Genomic DNA, 14,456 nt, shown 5'->3' on the forward strand with positions numbered 1-14,456 from the left:
TTGAGTCTACGTTAGGGCCCGGCACGCAAGGCCAGTGCAGATTGATCACACCGTCCAGAGTCTGGGACATGTAGTCTCGCGCCGTGGATTCCGAGCGTACCGACCTCCTCGACCGGTTGGAACGGTTCTACGACGCGGTGCCCCGGGACGCGGCCCGTGTGGAAGATCACGGCGGTCTGGTGTTGTTCGTCCGGGAAGGCCCGGGATGGCCGTTCTACGCCCGGCCACGGCGGGACAGCACCGCGTCACCGAGCCTCGCCGACGTGGCGGCGGTACGGAAGCGCCAGCGCGAACTCGGTCTGCCCGAGGCCCTCGAATGGGTGCACGACACCACCCCCGCGCTGCTGGCGGTGGCCCGCTCGGGCGGCCTGTGCGTCCTCGAAGCGCCGCTGATGGTGCTCGACCCGGCCGCCCTGCCGAAACCGGCGGAGCTGGGCGCACCGGTGCGGTTGCTCGACCCGGCGGACGAGGACTTCGACTCGGCGGTAGCCGCCCGCCGGGCCGTGGCGGCGGTCGGATTCGCCGCCCCCGGCACCGGACGCGGCGAGGCCGGACCGGCCGACCGCGACGCCGCCATGATCGGGCTGGACGCGGCGGCGGTCGACGAGGAACGGTCCCGCATCGCCGACGGCAGCCGGCTGTCCGCGCTGGCCGGCACCCCGACCGAGGGCCCCTTGGCCAGCGGGATGGCCCTGCGGGTCGGCGACGTCGCCGAGATCGCCGGGGTGGCCACGCTGCCCACCGCCCGCCGTCGAGGGTTCGGCGCGGCAGTCACCGCCACCCTGGCCCGTACCCTGCTGGACACCGGCACCGACCTGGTGTTCCTCTCCGCCGGCAGCGAGGAGATCGCCCGCATCTACCTGCGCGTCGGCTTCCGCCGCATCGGCACCGCCTGCATCGCCTCCCCCACCCCCGCGCACCCCTGAAACCCCACCCCACCCTTTGCCGTTGATCATGAGGTTGGCGGACTTTTGGAGATCATTTCGACCGTTAACCTCATGATCAACGGAGCAATGGTCGCGTGGGGTGGGGTGGGGGTCAGGTTGGGGGGCGCCATTGGGCGGCGATGGTGGCGGCGGTGCCGAGCAGGCGGGGGGTGATGGTGCCCAGGGCCGCGTCGCGGGCGCGCAGGGCCAGGCGGCCCCGGGTGCGCAGCACGGCGGACATCCGGCGGGTCTGCCGGACCACGGCCGCCGCGCGGGGTCGCCGCGCCCGGTCGTACGCCAACACCGCGTCGGGCAGGGTCGACTCGCGGAGCAGCACGGAGAGGGTCGCGGCGTCCTCGAAGGCCAGGCAGGCACCCTGCCCGAGGTGCGGCGGCATGGCGTGCGCGGCATCGCCGAGCAGCACCACCCCGCCCGGCCCGGCCGGGAAGCCGAACGTCCGGGGCAGCGGACGCAGCTCCCGGATCTCCCGCTGCACCAGGTCGGCCGGGTCGGTCGCGGCCAGCAGTTCGTCGACCGGCGCGGGCCAGCCGGCGTACCAGCGGCGCAGCAGCGCCAACTGGGTCTCCGGCGGCTCGGGACGGGCCGCGCCCGCCGCGGTGGCCATCCAGTAGATGCCGCCACGGCTGGAGGCGCCGGAGGAGCCGCGCTCGCCCAGCGAGGCGGACACGAAACGGTAACCGGCACCGAGGATCTCACCGCCGACCGTATCGGGCAGGCTCGGCGCGCGGTACCAGGGGATCACCGCCCGCCAGGCGGCGCAGCCGGAGCTGACCACCCCTGAGGAGGGGGCCAGTTGGCGCCGGACCACGCTGTCCGTGCCATCGGCGGCGACGACCAGATCCGCCTCGTACGTGTGCCGGCCGTCGCCGACCGCGGGCCGTTCACCGGCGGCGGCGCGCACCGTCCGCACCGTCACCCCGGTACGCAGCTCGACCCGCTCGCCCAGGCCCGCGATCAGCGCGTCGTGCAGGTCCTCCCGGTGCACCACCACCGGGAGACGCTCGGCCGGCGTCGGTCGGGGCTGCACCAGCCAGTGCCCGTCCGGACGGCGTACACCGCCGTCGGACAGGGTGGTGGCGATGGCGTCCAGACCGGCGCCGAGCCCCAGGGCGCGCAACGCCCGGACCCCGTTGGGCCAGAGCACCACGGCGGCCGGCTCGGGGCGGATCCGGTCGGCCCGCTCCAGAAGCGTCACCTGCCAGCCCGAACGGGCGAGCGCACCGGAGACCGCCAGGCCGCCGAGCCCGCCGCCAACCACCACCGCGGTACGCATGACCGTCCCGGCCTCAGCTGTCGCGGTCGGCGGGACGAGCAGCGGCGGACTCCGTGGTGGTGCCGCCGGCCGATGAACCCGCCGCCGAGCCGGCCTGCTCGCCGTCGGCGGACCCACCGCCCGACCCGGCGCGCTCGCCAGCCGACCCTTCGGAGCGCTCACCCTGCGGTCGGGCGGTCGCCGCCTCGTCGTCCGCCCGGTCGGTGACGGTCGGGGAACCCGCGTCGTCCGCCCGGTCCGTGCCGGTCGGGGAACCCGCGTCGTCGTCCGGCCGGTCCGTGACGGTCGGCGAGCCGGCGTCGACCTGGTCCGCCGCTTCGGGTGGCGCCTCCCCGGTCCGTCGCCAGTGCGCGAACTGCTCCTCGCCGACCACCCGGTAGCCCTCGGGTGCCGCCGGCTCGGTGGTGGTGGTGGCGCCCTTGGCCGACAGGTCCACCTGCGAGACGTCGGAGGTGGCCGGCGGGGCGGCGACGCTCGGCAGGCCGACCGGGATCAGGTACTGCCGTGGCCCGCGCACCCGCAGGAAGTAGATGAGGGCGCCGAGGAACACCAGCGCCGCGGTCCACACGTTGACCCGTACGCCGAGGATCGTGTTGGCCTCGTCGGTACGCATCATCTCGATCCAGAACCGGCCGGCGGTGTAGCCCATCACGTAGAGGGCGAAGGCGCGGCCCCGGCCGAGCCGCAGCTTGCGGTCGAGGAAGTACACCATCGCGGCGACGCCGACGTTCCACAGCAACTCGTACGCGAAGGTCGGGTGGTAGAGCCCCTCCTCCAGGATCGGCTGGCCGGCCTCGTCGCGCAGGGCCTGCCCGCCGTCCATCCGGTGGATCTCCAGCCCCCAGGGCAGGTCGGTCCGACCGCCGTAGAGCTCGTTGTTGAACCAGTTGCCCAGCCGGCCGATCGCCTGGGCCAGCGGCAGACCCGGCGCCAGCGCGTCGGCGACCACCGTCAGCGGCATGCCCAGTTGCCGGGCCCCGATCCAGGCGCCGACCGCGCCACCGGCGACCGCACCCCAGATGCCCAGCCCACCCTCGTGGATGAAGAACACCTTGATCGGCTCTCCGCCGGTGCCGAAGTATTTCTCCGGTGAGGTGATCACATGGTAGATCCGGGCGCCGATGATGCCCGCCGGCACCGCCCAGACGGCGATGTCGAGCACCGCGCCCGGAGCCGCGCCGCGCTGGCGCAGCCGCCGCTCGGTGACCCAGCAGGCCACCACGATGCCGGCGATGATGCACAGCGCGTACGCCCGGATGGGGATCGGGCCGAGCTGCCACACGGCGTTGCTCGGGCTGGGGATGGCGGCCAGGGACGTCGGCGAGGCGAGACTCACGGGTGCACACGCTACCGCTGCGGACCCCTGTGGCGTCACCCCGGTCCGCGCCGGTAGCCCTCAGCGGTCGGGGTGGCGGACGCCGTCGGCAAGTTCCGCGCTCAGCGTACGCAGGGCGCTCAGGGCCTCCGCCTCGCCGGGCGTGTCGAGCAGGCAGCGGATCAGCGCGCTGCCGACGATCACCGCGTCGGCGTACCCGGCGACCGTGGCGGCCTGGGCACCGGTGCCCACACCCAACCCGACGCCGACCGGCAGGTCGGTGACCTCCCGCACCCGGGACACCAGTACCGGCGCCGCCTGGGAGGTCTGCGACCGGGCCCCGGTGACGCCCATGATCGCGGTGGCGTAGACGAAGCCCCGGCAGTGCGCGGCCGTCATCGCCAGCCGCTCATCCGTGGAGGACGGCGCGACCAGGAACGTGCGGTCCAGCCCGTGCGCGTCCGAGGCGGCCAGCCACTCGCCGGCCTCCTCGGGGATCAGGTCGGGGGTGATCAGCCCGGTCCCGCCGGCTGCGGCGAGGTCCCGGGCGAAGGCGTCCACCCCGTACCGCTCGATCGGGTTCCAGTAGGTCATCGTCACCACCGGCGCGCCGGTGGCGGCCACCGCCTCGACGATGCGCAGCGTGTCCCGGGTGCGTACGCCGCCGGCCAGGGCGATGTCGCTGGCACGCTGGATCACCGGGCCGTCCATCACCGGGTCGGAGTACGGGATCTCCACCTCGATCACGTCGACGCCCGCGGCGACCATCGCCTGCATCGCGGCGATGCTGCCCTCGACGGTCGGGAAGCCGGCCGGCATGCAGCCCACCAGCAACGCCCGGCCGTCCGCCCGGGCCTTGTCGAAGGCCACCCCGATCCGGCTGGTCCGCTCGCTCATGGCCTCACTCCTTGTCGAGGATGCCGAAGTACTCACCGGCGGTGTGCACGTCCTTGTCGCCCCGGCCGGAGAGGTTGACCACGATGGTGGGCTGCCGCCCCAGTTCGGCGGCGAGCTTCGGCGCGATGGCCAGGGTGCCCGCGAGGGCGTGCGCGCTCTCGATCGCGGGGATGATCCCCTCGGTCCGGCAGAGCAGCTCGAAGGCGGCCATCGCCTCGTCGTCGGTGACCGGTTGGTACGTGGCCCGGCCGGTGTCGTGCAGCCAGGCGTGCTCCGGGCCCACGCCCGGGTAGTCCAGGCCGGCGGAGATCGAGTGTGACTCCTGCGTCTGGCCGTCGGCGTCCTGGAGCACGAAGGTCCGGGTGCCGTGCAGGACGCCGGTGGAGCCACCGGTGATGCTCGCGGCGTGCCGGCCGGTGTTCACCCCGTCGCCGCCGGCCTCGAATCCGTACAGCCGCACCTGTGGGTCGTCGGTGAAGGCGTGGAAGATGCCCAGCGCGTTGGAGCCGCCGCCGACGCAGGCGGTCACCGCGTCCGGCAGCGCACCGGTCAGGTCCAGGCACTGCGCCCGGGCCTCCTCGCCGATGCCCCGGACGAAGTCGCGAACCAGCGCCGGGAAGGGGTGCGGGCCGGCGGCGGTGCCGATCAGGTAGTGCGTCTCGTCGACGTTGGCGACCCAGTCCCGCATCGCCTCGTTCATCGCGTCCTTGAGGGTGCGCGAGCCGGTCGTCACCGGCACGACCGTCGCGCCGAGCATCCGCATCCGGGCCACGTTCAACGCCTGCCGCTCGGTGTCGACCTGCCCCATGTAGACCACGCACTCCAGGTCGAACAGGGCCGCCGCGGTGGCGGTGGCGACGCCGTGCTGACCGGCGCCGGTCTCGGCGATCACCCGCCGCTTGCCCATCCGCCGGGTCAGCAGCGCCTGACCGAGCACGTTGCGCACCTTGTGCGCGCCGGTGTGATTGAGGTCCTCCCGCTTGAGCAGCACCCGGGCACCGGCCCGGGCAGAGAACCGCCGGGCCTCGTAGAGCAGCGACGGCGTCCCCGCGTAGTCGCGCAGCAATCCGGCGAACTCGGTCCGGAACGTCTCGTCGGCCATCGCCGCCTGGTGCGCCGAGGCCAGTTCGTCGAGCGCGGCGACCAGTGCCTCCGGCACGAACCGGCCGCCGAACGTGCCGAAATGGCCGGCGGCGTCGGGGAACTGCGCCGGCACCTCGGTGTTCGTGGCGTCAGCACTCATCGCGGGTCCTCTCGCTCACAAACGGTCCCCCGGCGCGGGTCAGCGCACCGGGCGGGGCGTCGCCGGGTGGTTGCCGGCGTTGACCAGCTCGGCCACCGCCTCCCGGGGACTCTTCTGGGTGACCAGACCCTCACCCACGAGGACGGCGTCGGCGCCGGCCGACGCGTACCGGATCAGGTCGTGCGGGCCGCGTACGCCCGACTCCGCGATCTTGACGACGTTGCTCGGCAGGCCGGGCGCGATCCGCTCGAACACCGACCTGTCGACCTGAAGGGTACGCAGGTCACGGGCGTTGACCCCGATGACCTGAGCGCCGGCCTCCATGGCCCGGTCGGCCTCTTCCTCGTCGTGCACCTCGACCAGCGCGGTCATGCCCAGTGACTCGATCCGCTCCAGCAGGCCGACCAGCACGTTCTGCTCCAGCGCGGCGACGATCAGCAGCACCAGGTCCGCGCCGTGGGCGCGAGCCTCGTGTACCTGGTAGCTGGAGACCACGAAGTCCTTGCGCAGCACCGGGATGTTCACCGCGGCCCGCACGGCGGCGAGGTCGTCCAGTGACCCGCCGAACCAGCGCCCCTCGGTGAGCACGCTGATCGCGCGGGCACCACCGGCCGCGTACTCGCCGGCCAGGTCCGCCGGGTCGGCGATCTCGGCCAGCTTGCCCTTGGACGGCGAGGCGCGCTTCACCTCGGCGATGACGGCGACGCCGGGCCGGCGCAGGGCCGCGTACGCGTCCAGCGGCGGCGGCGCGGCGGCAGCCAGTTCACGGATCCGCTCCAGCGGAACCTGTTCCTGCCGCCGGGCCACGTCCTCCCGGACGCCGGCCAGGATCTCGTCGAGCACGCTGACGGGCGCCGCCGAGCCGGCCTCGTCCCCCTCCGCGTGGGCATGTTCAGCAGTCACCAACGGACTCCCCTCTCCGGGTGTCATGGGCCGATGCTAGGGGGCCCCACCTGGACCCGACCGCCGGGGGTATGGCGCTCCTCACGAAATGGGCTGCGGCATAATGGCCCACTTGTGCGCACGGATCGTGACTCTGCGTCACGGTGTCATCGACGATCGCCCATGTCAGAGCGGTCGGGAGGCCGCGCGACGGCCAGCGGGATCCGGCCATGTCGATGCTGTGACCAAGCTCAAGGACCAATGCCCCTGCGCCGGTCAGGCCCGCTACCGCAGAGTTGACGGTGCAGTCATCACCACGAAACCCGGGCCGAGCAGCATCAGGCTCGGGCACACTCAATGACGCGCCTGCCCCATCGCCACGACGATCTCTCCCCGGGGTGATCATGACTACCTCCGCGCCGCACCAGACCATCGGACTCACCACCATCTCGCGCACCGTCGCGTCGCTCGCCGTCGGTGTCGTCCACACGTTGGAGCGGGCGGTGATCGGACCGGACCGGATTCGGACCGCGTCCGGCAACGCCTGGGAGGCCGTCTGCGCCGACCGGGCCCGAGCCGACCAGCGGGCCGAACTGGACCGCCTCGTCGCGGAACTCACCGCCGCCCGGGCGCGCGCCCGGCAACCCGTCGGCTGACCGCACCGACGCCCGGCCGGTCAGCGGATCGTCGGATCCTCGCCGCGGTCCAACGCCTCCCACGCCTCGACGGTGCCCGCCCCGCCGATCGGACCGCTGGAGCCGGTCGGCCGGGTGGTCCGACGTTCGTAGCGCGCGCCCATCGCCGGCCAGCGGTGACCGCGCAGCATGGTCAGCGCGCCACCGACGGCGGCGAGGATCCCGCCGAGCAGGGTGAGCACCGGCCACTGCCAGGTGACCGGGTCTCCGAGGTCACCGACAAGCCCGTAGCCTCCGCCGGCCGCGAGGGCCAGGCCGAGCAGGGTCAGCAGCCCGCCGAGCACCCGACGCGGCCGGCCCCGGGTGGCCAGCACCGCGCCACCACCGGCCAGCCCGACGAGGGCCAACGCCGGCAGCCACGGCAGCAACTGCCCGCCCGTGCGCCCCTCCTCCACCAGCAGCATCGGCTCCGAGCGGCCGACCACGTCGACCACCCAGGTCCGGGTCGCCGCCCACAGCGCCAACCCCGCGCCGGCCAGGCAGAGCAGCACGGCGTACGCCAGCTCACGCCGGCCCGGCACGGGCCGCGCGTCGCCCGGCACTGGCCCCGCGCTCACCGAGCCCGCCTTCCGTTCGCGACTGCGGGACTCCGCTGCGCTACATTCCTCGCGCTCACCGAGCCCGCCTTCCGTTCGCGACTGCGGGACTCCGCTGCGCTACATTCCTCGCGCTCACCGAGCCGGCCTGAGGGTTTCCGCGGCGGCGATGGCCGCCAGCACCGCGGCGGCCTTGTTCCTGGTCTCCTGGTCCTCGGCCGCCGGGTCGGAGTCGGCCACCACACCTGCGCCGGCCTGCACGTACGCCCGGCCGCCCCGGATGAGCGCGGTGCGGATCGCAATGGCCATGTCGAGATCGCCGGCGAAACCGAAGTAGCCGACCGTCCCGCCGTAGAGGCCCCGGCGGACCGGCTCCAACTCCTCGATGATCTCCATGGCGCGTACCTTCGGCGCGCCGGAGAGCGTGCCCGCCGGGAAGGTCGCGGCGAGCGCGTCGAAGGCGGTGCGGTCCGCCCGCAGCGTGCCGACCACCGTGGAGACGATGTGCATCACGTGGCTGTACCGCTCGATGGTGGCGAACTCCGGCACCTCGACCGTGCCGGGACGGCAGACCCGGCCGAGGTCGTTACGGCCCAGGTCGACAAGCATCACGTGCTCGGCGCGTTCCTTCGGGTCGGCGAGCAGTTCGGCGGCGAGCCGGGCGTCGGCCTCCGGGGTCGCGCCGCGGGGCCGGGTCCCGGCGATCGGGTGCAGCAGTGCCCGCCGCTCGCCGTCCACCTCACCGGTCACCTTCAGGTGCGCCTCCGGTGACGAGCCGACGATGTCGAAGTCGTCGAAGCGCAGCAGGTACATGTAGGGGCTGGGGTTGGTGGTGCGCAGCACCCGGTAGACGTCCAACGGGTCGGCGTCGGTCTCCCGCTCGAACCGCTGGGCGAGCACGATCTGGAAGCACTCGCCGGCCCGGATCGCCTCCTTGGCCGCCTCCACCGCCTTCGGGTATCCGCCCTCCGGGGTGCGGCTGCGCACCTCGCCGGCCGGCGGGCGGTCGACCGTGGCGACCATCGGCGGGATGGGCCGCGACAGTGCCGTGGTCATCGCGTCCAGGCGGCCCACCGCGTGGTGGTAGGCGGCGACGACCCGCTCGTCGCGACCCGGCTCATCCAACGGCGGCAGGATCGCGTTGGCGACCAGGATCGCCGAACCGTCGAAGTGGTCGAGCACCACCAGGTCGGTGGCGAGCATCATGCCCAGCTCGGGCAGGCGCAGGTCGTCCTCGGTGAGCGCGGGTAGCCGCTCGAAGCGGCGGATCAGGTCGTAGCCGAGATAACCGACCATGCCGCCGGTCAACGGTGGCATCCCGTCACCCGGGGTGCCGGGCGGGCCGGCCAGCGCCGTCACCGTCGCGCGTAGCGCCTCGACCGGGTCCCCGGACGTCGGCAGCCCGGCCGGGGGCACGCCGAGCCAGGCCGCGGAGCCGTCGCGCTCGACCAGGGTGGCGCTGCTGCGAACCCCGACGAAGGAGTACCGGGCCCAGGCCAGCCCGGACGAGCCGACGCCCTGCTCGGCCGACTCCAGCAGGAACGTCCCCGGGCCACCGGCGAGCTTGCGGTAGACGCCGACCGGGGTCTCCGCGTCGGCGAGCAGCCGACGGGTGACCGGCACCACCCGCCACCGGGCGGCCAGTTCGGTGAAGGTGGCCGCGTCCGGGCTCACCCGACCATCGCTCCGCTCGCTCATGCCGGCACTCCGCTTCGCTCCGCGCCGCCATGAGGCACCACCGCGCCGAGCCTGATGATTCGCTCGCTTCGCTCGCTCATGAGGCCAGCTCGCCGGTGACGGGGAGCTCGGTGGAGAAGCAGGTGCGCTGCCCGGTGTGGCAGGCGGCACCGACCTGGTCGACGCTGACCAGTACCGCGTCACCGTCGCAGTCGAGCGCGACGGAGCGGACGTACTGGTGGTGGCCGGAGGTGGCGCCCTTGACCCAGTACTCGCGCCGGCTGCGCGACCAGTAGGTGGCCCGACCGGTGGTCAGTGTGCGGTGCAGGGCCTCGTCGTCCATCCAGGCCATCATCAGCACCTCACCGCTGTCGTGTTGGCGGACCACGGCGGCCACCAGGCCGTCGGGGGTGCGCCGCAGGCGGCCGGCGATAGCCGGGTCGAGCCGTGACGGTCGCTGCGAACCGCCCAACGGCTCCGGCTGGTCAGGGTGGGCGCCGGTCACCGGCGCGTCAGGTACGGGCACAGTGAGCCATTGTCCCGCACGCGGGGCGGGTACCCCAGTGGCCTCCCGGCTGGCGGACGGGGCACCGCCGCCGGGTCGGCCCAACTGGGCCACGTAGCGGTCCAGGCGCCCGTCCAGCAGGGCGTCGGCGAGGTCCGGACCGGCCACCTGGCCCACCTCGGCCGCGTACGGGCGGATCAACGGCAGGGTGCCGGTCACCAGCCGAGCCGCTGCCGCCCACACCTGGCCGGTCGAGCCCGGACGCAGGCCGAGACAGCGCAGCATGTCCTCGCGGTAGCCGGCGGGCGCCACCGGCAGGTCGAGCGCGGCGGCGAAGGCAGACCGGCGGGAGACCACCCGTACCGACGGGTTCGCCAGCCGCAGCACCGAGGGGCAGAGCCGGGCCAGGTCGGCGGCGGCCAGCCGGGCACCGAGCGGATCCTCGTCGTCCCGGGCCGCGGCCACCTTGCCGAGCGTGGCGATCAGTTCCTCCAGCCGGGGCTCGTCGGCCGGCTGGCAGAGCACCGGCAGGTCGATGCGGTGCCGCCAGTACGGGTCGGCCCAGAGCAGCCGGGTAGGGGCCGTCACCGGCAGGCCGAACGCCCAGTCGGCCGGCTCACCGAGGCGGGTCACCCAGGAGCGGATGTCCCGGGCCGCTACCGACACGTGGGTCAGCCGGCCGGAGTGCTCCGCGAGGTACGCCCGACGGGCCGCGTACGGAGCGCCACCGAGCAGCACGTCGACATCGACATCGCTGTGCGCGGTGGCGGCCCGGCGCGCGTGGCTGCCACGCAGCAGGATGCCCACCACGGGCCGGTCGGCGCTCGCCCGCAGCCGGGCGGCCCAGTCGTCGAAGAACCCACTGTCCGGTGACGGAGCGTGATCCACTGCGCCATCGTGCCGCACGTCCGATCCGGGCGCAATGACCGGTGACGGACCTGCCGTCCGATCCGGCACAAGCTGACCGTGCTATTGGCGTTCCTGCCTCAGAGGGCGTTTCGCCCAATTCTGCGGCTCAGTCGAATTCACCCAGCTCCGCCCGCCGGTAATGGTCGATCTTGAAGTCGAGGACCTTGAGGTCCTCCTCCAGCTCGGCCATCCGGTGCAGCACCCGTACCCGGTGCTCCTCGAACAGCGCCCGGCGGGCGCCGAGCGTGCCGTCGCCCTGTCGGGCCAGCTCGACGTAGCGGCGCATGTCGCGTACCGGCATGCCGGTGCGGCGCAGCCGGGTCAGCAGCAGCAGCCAGTTGACGTCCTCCGCAGTGTAGCGACGCCGGCCGGCGGAATCCCGACCCACCGGGGCCACCAGCCCCTCCTGCTCGTACCAACGCAACGTGTGGGTGGTCAGGCCGACCCGCTGGGCCGCCTCGCTGACGGTGAAGGTCGGCTCCCGCGTACCGATGTCCATCGTTCGAGGGTCCCAGCACCGGACGGCCCGGCGCGACCCCGGGACCCGCGCTTGCCGACCCGGCCGTATTTCACCTACTGTTGATTTCAACAGACGATGAATTTGGGGAGGTGGGCGATGGACGACGCGATCGCCGTCCGGGGCCTGGTCGTGGACCGGGGCCGGCGGCGGGTGCTGCACGGGATCGACGCCACGGTGCCGCGCGGCTCGGTCACCGGTCTGCTCGGGCCGAGCGGCAGCGGCAAGACCACGTTGATGCGGGCGGTCGTCGGAGTGCAGGTGATCGCCGCCGGCACGGTGACGGTGCTCGGCGCCCCGGCCGGCTCGCCGTCACTACGCCAGCGGGTCGGTTACCTGACCCAGGCGCCGAGCGTCTACGCCGACCTCACGGTGCGGGAGAACGCCCGCTACTTCGCCGCGCTGCACGGCCGCGACCGGTCCGAGGCCGACCGCGCGGTAGCCGACGTCGGCCTGGCCTCGGCGGCCGGCCAACTGGTGGGCACCCTCTCCGGCGGGCAGCGCAGCCGGGCGTCGCTGGCCTGCGCACTGGTCGGCGAGCCCGAGCTGATCGTGCTCGACGAGCCCACCGTGGGCCAGGATCCGGTGCTGCGGGCCGACCTCTGGGCCCGATTCCATGCGCTGGCCGCGACCGGGACGACGCTGCTGGTGTCGAGTCATGTGATGGACGAGGCCGCCCGGTGCGACCGCCTGCTGCTCATCCGGGAGGGGCGACTCATCGCCGACGACACCCCGGCGGCTGTCCGGGCCGCAGCCGGGGTCGACGACCTCGACGAGGCGTTCCTGCGGCTGATCAGAGCCGCCCAGCCCGACCAGTCCGGGGAGGCGTGATGAGTCCACGCATCCTGGCCGCCACCGTCGCCCGCATCCTGCGGCAGCTGCGCCACGACAAACGGACCGTCGCGCTGCTGGTGGCCGTGCCCACCGTCCTGCTCACCCTGGTCTACTACATGTACGCCGACCAGCCCGCGCCGCCCGGCCAGCCGTCGACGTTCGACCGGATCGCGCTGGTGATGCTCGGCTTCTTCCCGTTCATCATCATGTTCCTGGTGACCAGCATCGCGATGCTGCGCGAGCGCACCACCGGCACGCTGGAACGACTGCTCACCACCCCACTGGCCAAGACCGACCTGCTCTTCGGGTACGGGATCGCCTTCGGGCTGGCCGGCGCCGTGCAGGCCGGCATCGCCTCCGCCGTCGCGTACTGGGTCTTCGGCCTCCAGACGGCCGGCAGCAGCGCGCTGGTCATCATGATCGCCGCACTGAACGCGGTGCTCGCCGTCGCGCTCGGGCTGCTCTGTAGTGCCTTCGCCCGCACCGAGTTCCAAGCCGTACAGTTCATGCCGGTCGTGGTCGCGCCACAACTGCTGCTCTGCGGGCTGTTCGTGCCCCGCGACGAGATGGCCGGCTGGTTGCAGGCGATCAGTGACGTGCTGCCCCTGTCGTACGCCGTCGAGGCCCTGCAGGAGGTCGGCGCGTACGCCGAACCGACCGGGACGATGTGGCGCGACGTGGCGATCGTCGCCGGCGCGGCGGTGCTGGCGCTGGTGCTCGCCGCGGCCACCCTGCGCCGGCGCAGCGGCTGACGGCACCATGCCTGCCCGGCGCGAGTGGACCGCGTCGGGCAGGCAGGCACCGGCGCGGACTGGAGCGAGGGAGGGCGATGGTACGGCGCAGCGGACGGCGACCCGGCAAACCCGGCACCCGGGACACGATTCTCGACGCCGCCCGGGCCGTCTTCGCCGAACGCGGCTACGACGCCAGCACCATCCGGGCCATCGCCACCTCCGCCGGCGTCGACCCGGCTCTGGTGCACCACTACTTCGGCACCAAGGAACAGCTCTTCCTGGCCGCCATGCGCTTTCCGGTGAACCCGGCGGAACTGCTGCCCAAGGTGCTCGCCGGTGACCGTGCCGCTCTCGGCGAACGGCTGGTCCGCATGTTCGTCACGGTCTGGGACTCGCCCGCCGGTGCCGCCGGGGTGGCCCTGCTGCGCTCCGCGGTCAGCAGCGAGTGGACCGCCCGGCTCCTGCGCGAGTTTCTCACCACCCAGGTGCTGCGCCGGGTCCTCGACCAGCTCGACGTCGATCCGGCCGAGGTGCCGCTGCGCGGGTCGCTGGTGGCCAGCCAACTCGTCGGGCTGGCGCTGATGCGTTACGTGATCCGGCTGGAGCCGGTCGCCTCCGCCTCGCCGGAGACCCTGATCGCCACGGTCGGCCCGACCGTGCACCGCTATCTCACCGGCGAACTCGGCGGTTGACGGTCGGCGACGGTCGGATCGGTCTCAGCCCGCGCTGAGCACCGGCTCCAGCAGCCGGGTCAGGTCGGCCCGGTCGGTCAACCGGCGGCCGAAGGCGAGCCGGGCCCGTCGCCGGGCGCCCGGCCGACCGAAGGTCACCAACATGCCGTACCTGTCGATCCGCTCGACCCGGGGCGCGTGGTCGGCCGGACCGGCCGCCAGGCCGAGCTGCCGACGCAGGTAGTCCGTCATCCGCTGGGCGTGGTCCTCGCCGAGGTGGGCGAGCAGCCCCGCCTCGACCGGGTGCAGCGGATCCGGCTCGGCCTCGGCGTACGCCGCAGGGTCGATCCGGCGCAACTCGCCGGCCCGGTGCCAACGCGCCTCCGCCACCTCGAAGCGGAACAGCCGGAAGCGGGTGCCGACGTCGAGCAGGTCGCCGGTGGGCTCCACGGCGGCGAAGTCCACCGCGGCGGCCCGCGCCTCGTCGCCGGCCAACCGACGCGCCCAGCCGGAGACCAGGGCCCGGCCGAGTGACGGCGCCCCGGCGGCCGGCGGCAGGTCCAGCACGTCGAGCACCACCGCGACGGCGCGCTCCTCGGCACCGGCGCCCAGCGCTGCCGCGAGATCGCTGACCACCGGCACCAGCAGCAGCACCCGCCCCTCGGGGTCGGTGGCGTGGCGCGCGTGGTGCAGGCCGGGCCGGCAGGCCAGGTGAACGAGGCCAGGCAACCGACCCGCAACCAGGGTCCGGACGATCTCAGCGGGGCTGGGCCGCATGACACGACCTCCTTTGAGGTTAGGCTTACCTAACTCGGAGGGTA

15 protein-coding genes and 1 pseudogene are annotated in these 14,456 nt (G+C 73.5%); 5 read left to right on the forward strand and 11 right to left on the reverse strand.

All coding sequences use genetic code 11. From position 1 onward, the window contains the following. Nucleotides 1–83: 83 nt before the first annotated feature. A complete protein-coding gene (locus tag KBX50_RS17780) occupies nt 84–926 on the forward strand; it encodes a GNAT family N-acetyltransferase (protein WP_210938167.1) in 843 nt (280 codons plus the stop codon). A gap of 112 nt (nt 927–1,038) precedes the next feature. Here the strand turns inward: KBX50_RS17780 and KBX50_RS17785 are convergent, their stop codons facing one another. The 5 genes from KBX50_RS17785 to trpC are packed head-to-tail and all read right to left on the reverse strand — an operon-like array spanning nt 1,039 to nt 6,518. Continuing rightward, nucleotides 1,039–2,220 carry an NAD(P)/FAD-dependent oxidoreductase gene (locus KBX50_RS17785; RefSeq protein WP_210938169.1) on the reverse strand — a complete coding sequence of 394 codons (1,182 nt, stop codon included), beginning with the start codon at nt 2,218–2,220 and terminating at the stop codon, nt 1,039–1,041. Nucleotides 2,221–2,233: 13 nt separating this feature from the next. Beyond that, nucleotides 2,234–3,556, reverse strand: a complete 1,323-nt coding sequence (gene lgt, locus KBX50_RS17790; protein WP_307870997.1) for a prolipoprotein diacylglyceryl transferase — start codon at nt 3,554–3,556, stop codon at nt 2,234–2,236. A 60-nt stretch (nt 3,557–3,616) separates the two neighbouring features. Continuing rightward, complete coding sequence (gene trpA, locus KBX50_RS17795; RefSeq protein ID WP_210938170.1) at nt 3,617–4,432, reverse strand: tryptophan synthase subunit alpha; 816 nt, start codon at nt 4,430–4,432, stop codon at nt 3,617–3,619. A gap of 4 nt (nt 4,433–4,436) precedes the next feature. After that, complete coding sequence (trpB, locus tag KBX50_RS17800; RefSeq protein WP_210938171.1) at nt 4,437–5,675, reverse strand: tryptophan synthase subunit beta; 1,239 nt, start codon at nt 5,673–5,675, stop codon at nt 4,437–4,439. Between the two features lie 39 nt (nt 5,676–5,714). Further along, nucleotides 5,715–6,518, reverse strand: coding sequence for an indole-3-glycerol phosphate synthase TrpC (gene trpC, locus KBX50_RS17805; protein ID WP_170863280.1), 804 nt, complete (start codon nt 6,516–6,518; stop codon nt 5,715–5,717). Nucleotides 6,519–6,961: 443 nt separating this feature from the next. Between trpC and KBX50_RS17810 the strand changes: the two genes are divergently transcribed. Continuing rightward, complete coding sequence (locus tag KBX50_RS17810; protein WP_210938172.1) at nt 6,962–7,213, forward strand: hypothetical protein; 252 nt, start codon at nt 6,962–6,964, stop codon at nt 7,211–7,213. Between the two features lie 20 nt (nt 7,214–7,233). On the opposite strand, the gene KBX50_RS17815 is transcribed toward KBX50_RS17810, so the two are convergent. The 5 genes and pseudogenes from KBX50_RS17815 to KBX50_RS17830 form a co-directional block, all read right to left on the reverse strand. Then, nucleotides 7,234–7,809: a Trp biosynthesis-associated membrane protein gene (locus tag KBX50_RS17815; protein ID WP_307870998.1), complete on the reverse strand. Its 576-nt coding sequence runs from the start codon at nt 7,807–7,809 to the stop codon at nt 7,234–7,236. A 114-nt stretch (nt 7,810–7,923) separates the two neighbouring features. Then, a complete protein-coding gene (locus KBX50_RS17820; protein ID WP_210938173.1) occupies nt 7,924–9,486 on the reverse strand; it encodes an anthranilate synthase component I in 1,563 nt (520 codons plus the stop codon). A gap of 76 nt (nt 9,487–9,562) precedes the next feature. Next, nucleotides 9,563–9,991, reverse strand: a complete 429-nt coding sequence (hisI, locus tag KBX50_RS32890; RefSeq protein ID WP_307871001.1) for a phosphoribosyl-AMP cyclohydrolase — start codon at nt 9,989–9,991, stop codon at nt 9,563–9,565. Between the two features lie 180 nt (nt 9,992–10,171). Beyond that, a pseudogene (locus tag KBX50_RS33630) lies at nt 10,172–10,927 on the reverse strand (phosphoribosyl-AMP cyclohydrolase); the annotation flags it as partial. A gap of 58 nt (nt 10,928–10,985) precedes the next feature. Next, entirely contained in the window at nt 10,986–11,378 is a 393-nt protein-coding gene (locus KBX50_RS17830) for a MerR family transcriptional regulator (protein WP_210938175.1), read from the reverse strand. Between the two features lie 117 nt (nt 11,379–11,495). Here KBX50_RS17830 and KBX50_RS17835 point away from each other — a divergent pair, with 117 nt between their 5' ends. The 3 genes from KBX50_RS17835 (at nt 11,496) to KBX50_RS17845 (ending at nt 13,656) form a co-directional block, all read left to right on the forward strand. After that, nucleotides 11,496–12,227 (forward strand): ABC transporter ATP-binding protein, encoded by a 732-nt coding sequence (locus KBX50_RS17835; RefSeq protein WP_210938177.1) that lies wholly within the window; start codon nt 11,496–11,498, stop codon nt 12,225–12,227. Next, nucleotides 12,227–12,982, forward strand: a complete 756-nt coding sequence (locus KBX50_RS17840; RefSeq protein WP_210938179.1) for an ABC transporter permease — start codon at nt 12,227–12,229, stop codon at nt 12,980–12,982. The genes KBX50_RS17835 and KBX50_RS17840 overlap by 1 nt, the downstream gene beginning before the upstream one ends. A gap of 77 nt (nt 12,983–13,059) precedes the next feature. Next, complete coding sequence (locus tag KBX50_RS17845; RefSeq protein ID WP_210938181.1) at nt 13,060–13,656, forward strand: TetR family transcriptional regulator; 597 nt, start codon at nt 13,060–13,062, stop codon at nt 13,654–13,656. Between the two features lie 24 nt (nt 13,657–13,680). Here the strand turns inward: KBX50_RS17845 and KBX50_RS17850 are convergent, their stop codons facing one another. After that, nucleotides 13,681–14,412, reverse strand: coding sequence for a DUF2470 domain-containing protein (locus KBX50_RS17850; protein WP_210938183.1), 732 nt, complete (start codon nt 14,410–14,412; stop codon nt 13,681–13,683). Nucleotides 14,413–14,456 lie beyond the last annotated feature (44 nt).

This window comes from Micromonospora sp. C51 (assembly GCF_018070435.1).
In the GTDB taxonomy this organism is placed as follows: domain Bacteria; phylum Actinomycetota; class Actinomycetes; order Mycobacteriales; family Micromonosporaceae; genus Micromonospora; species Micromonospora sediminimaris.

Coding starts and splice junctions, on each gene's coding strand:
- KBX50_RS17785 (WP_210938169.1), bottom strand. CDS start 2,220: ATGCGTACCGCGGTGGTGGTTGGCGGCGGGCTCGGCGGCCTGGCGGTC.
- trpA (WP_210938170.1), bottom strand. CDS start 4,432: ATGAGCGAGCGGACCAGCCGGATCGGGGTGGCCTTCGACAAGGCCCGG.
- trpB (WP_210938171.1), bottom strand. CDS start 5,675: ATGAGTGCTGACGCCACGAACACCGAGGTGCCGGCGCAGTTCCCCGAC.
- KBX50_RS17810 (WP_210938172.1), top strand. CDS start 6,962: ATGACTACCTCCGCGCCGCACCAGACCATCGGACTCACCACCATCTCG.
- KBX50_RS17820 (WP_210938173.1), bottom strand. CDS start 9,486: ATGAGCGAGCGGAGCGATGGTCGGGTGAGCCCGGACGCGGCCACCTTC.
- KBX50_RS17830 (WP_210938175.1), bottom strand. CDS start 11,378: ATGGACATCGGTACGCGGGAGCCGACCTTCACCGTCAGCGAGGCGGCC.
- KBX50_RS17835 (WP_210938177.1), top strand. CDS start 11,496: ATGGACGACGCGATCGCCGTCCGGGGCCTGGTCGTGGACCGGGGCCGG.
- KBX50_RS17840 (WP_210938179.1), top strand. CDS start 12,227: ATGAGTCCACGCATCCTGGCCGCCACCGTCGCCCGCATCCTGCGGCAG.
- KBX50_RS17845 (WP_210938181.1), top strand. CDS start 13,060: ATGGTACGGCGCAGCGGACGGCGACCCGGCAAACCCGGCACCCGGGAC.
- KBX50_RS17850 (WP_210938183.1), bottom strand. CDS start 14,412: ATGCGGCCCAGCCCCGCTGAGATCGTCCGGACCCTGGTTGCGGGTCGG.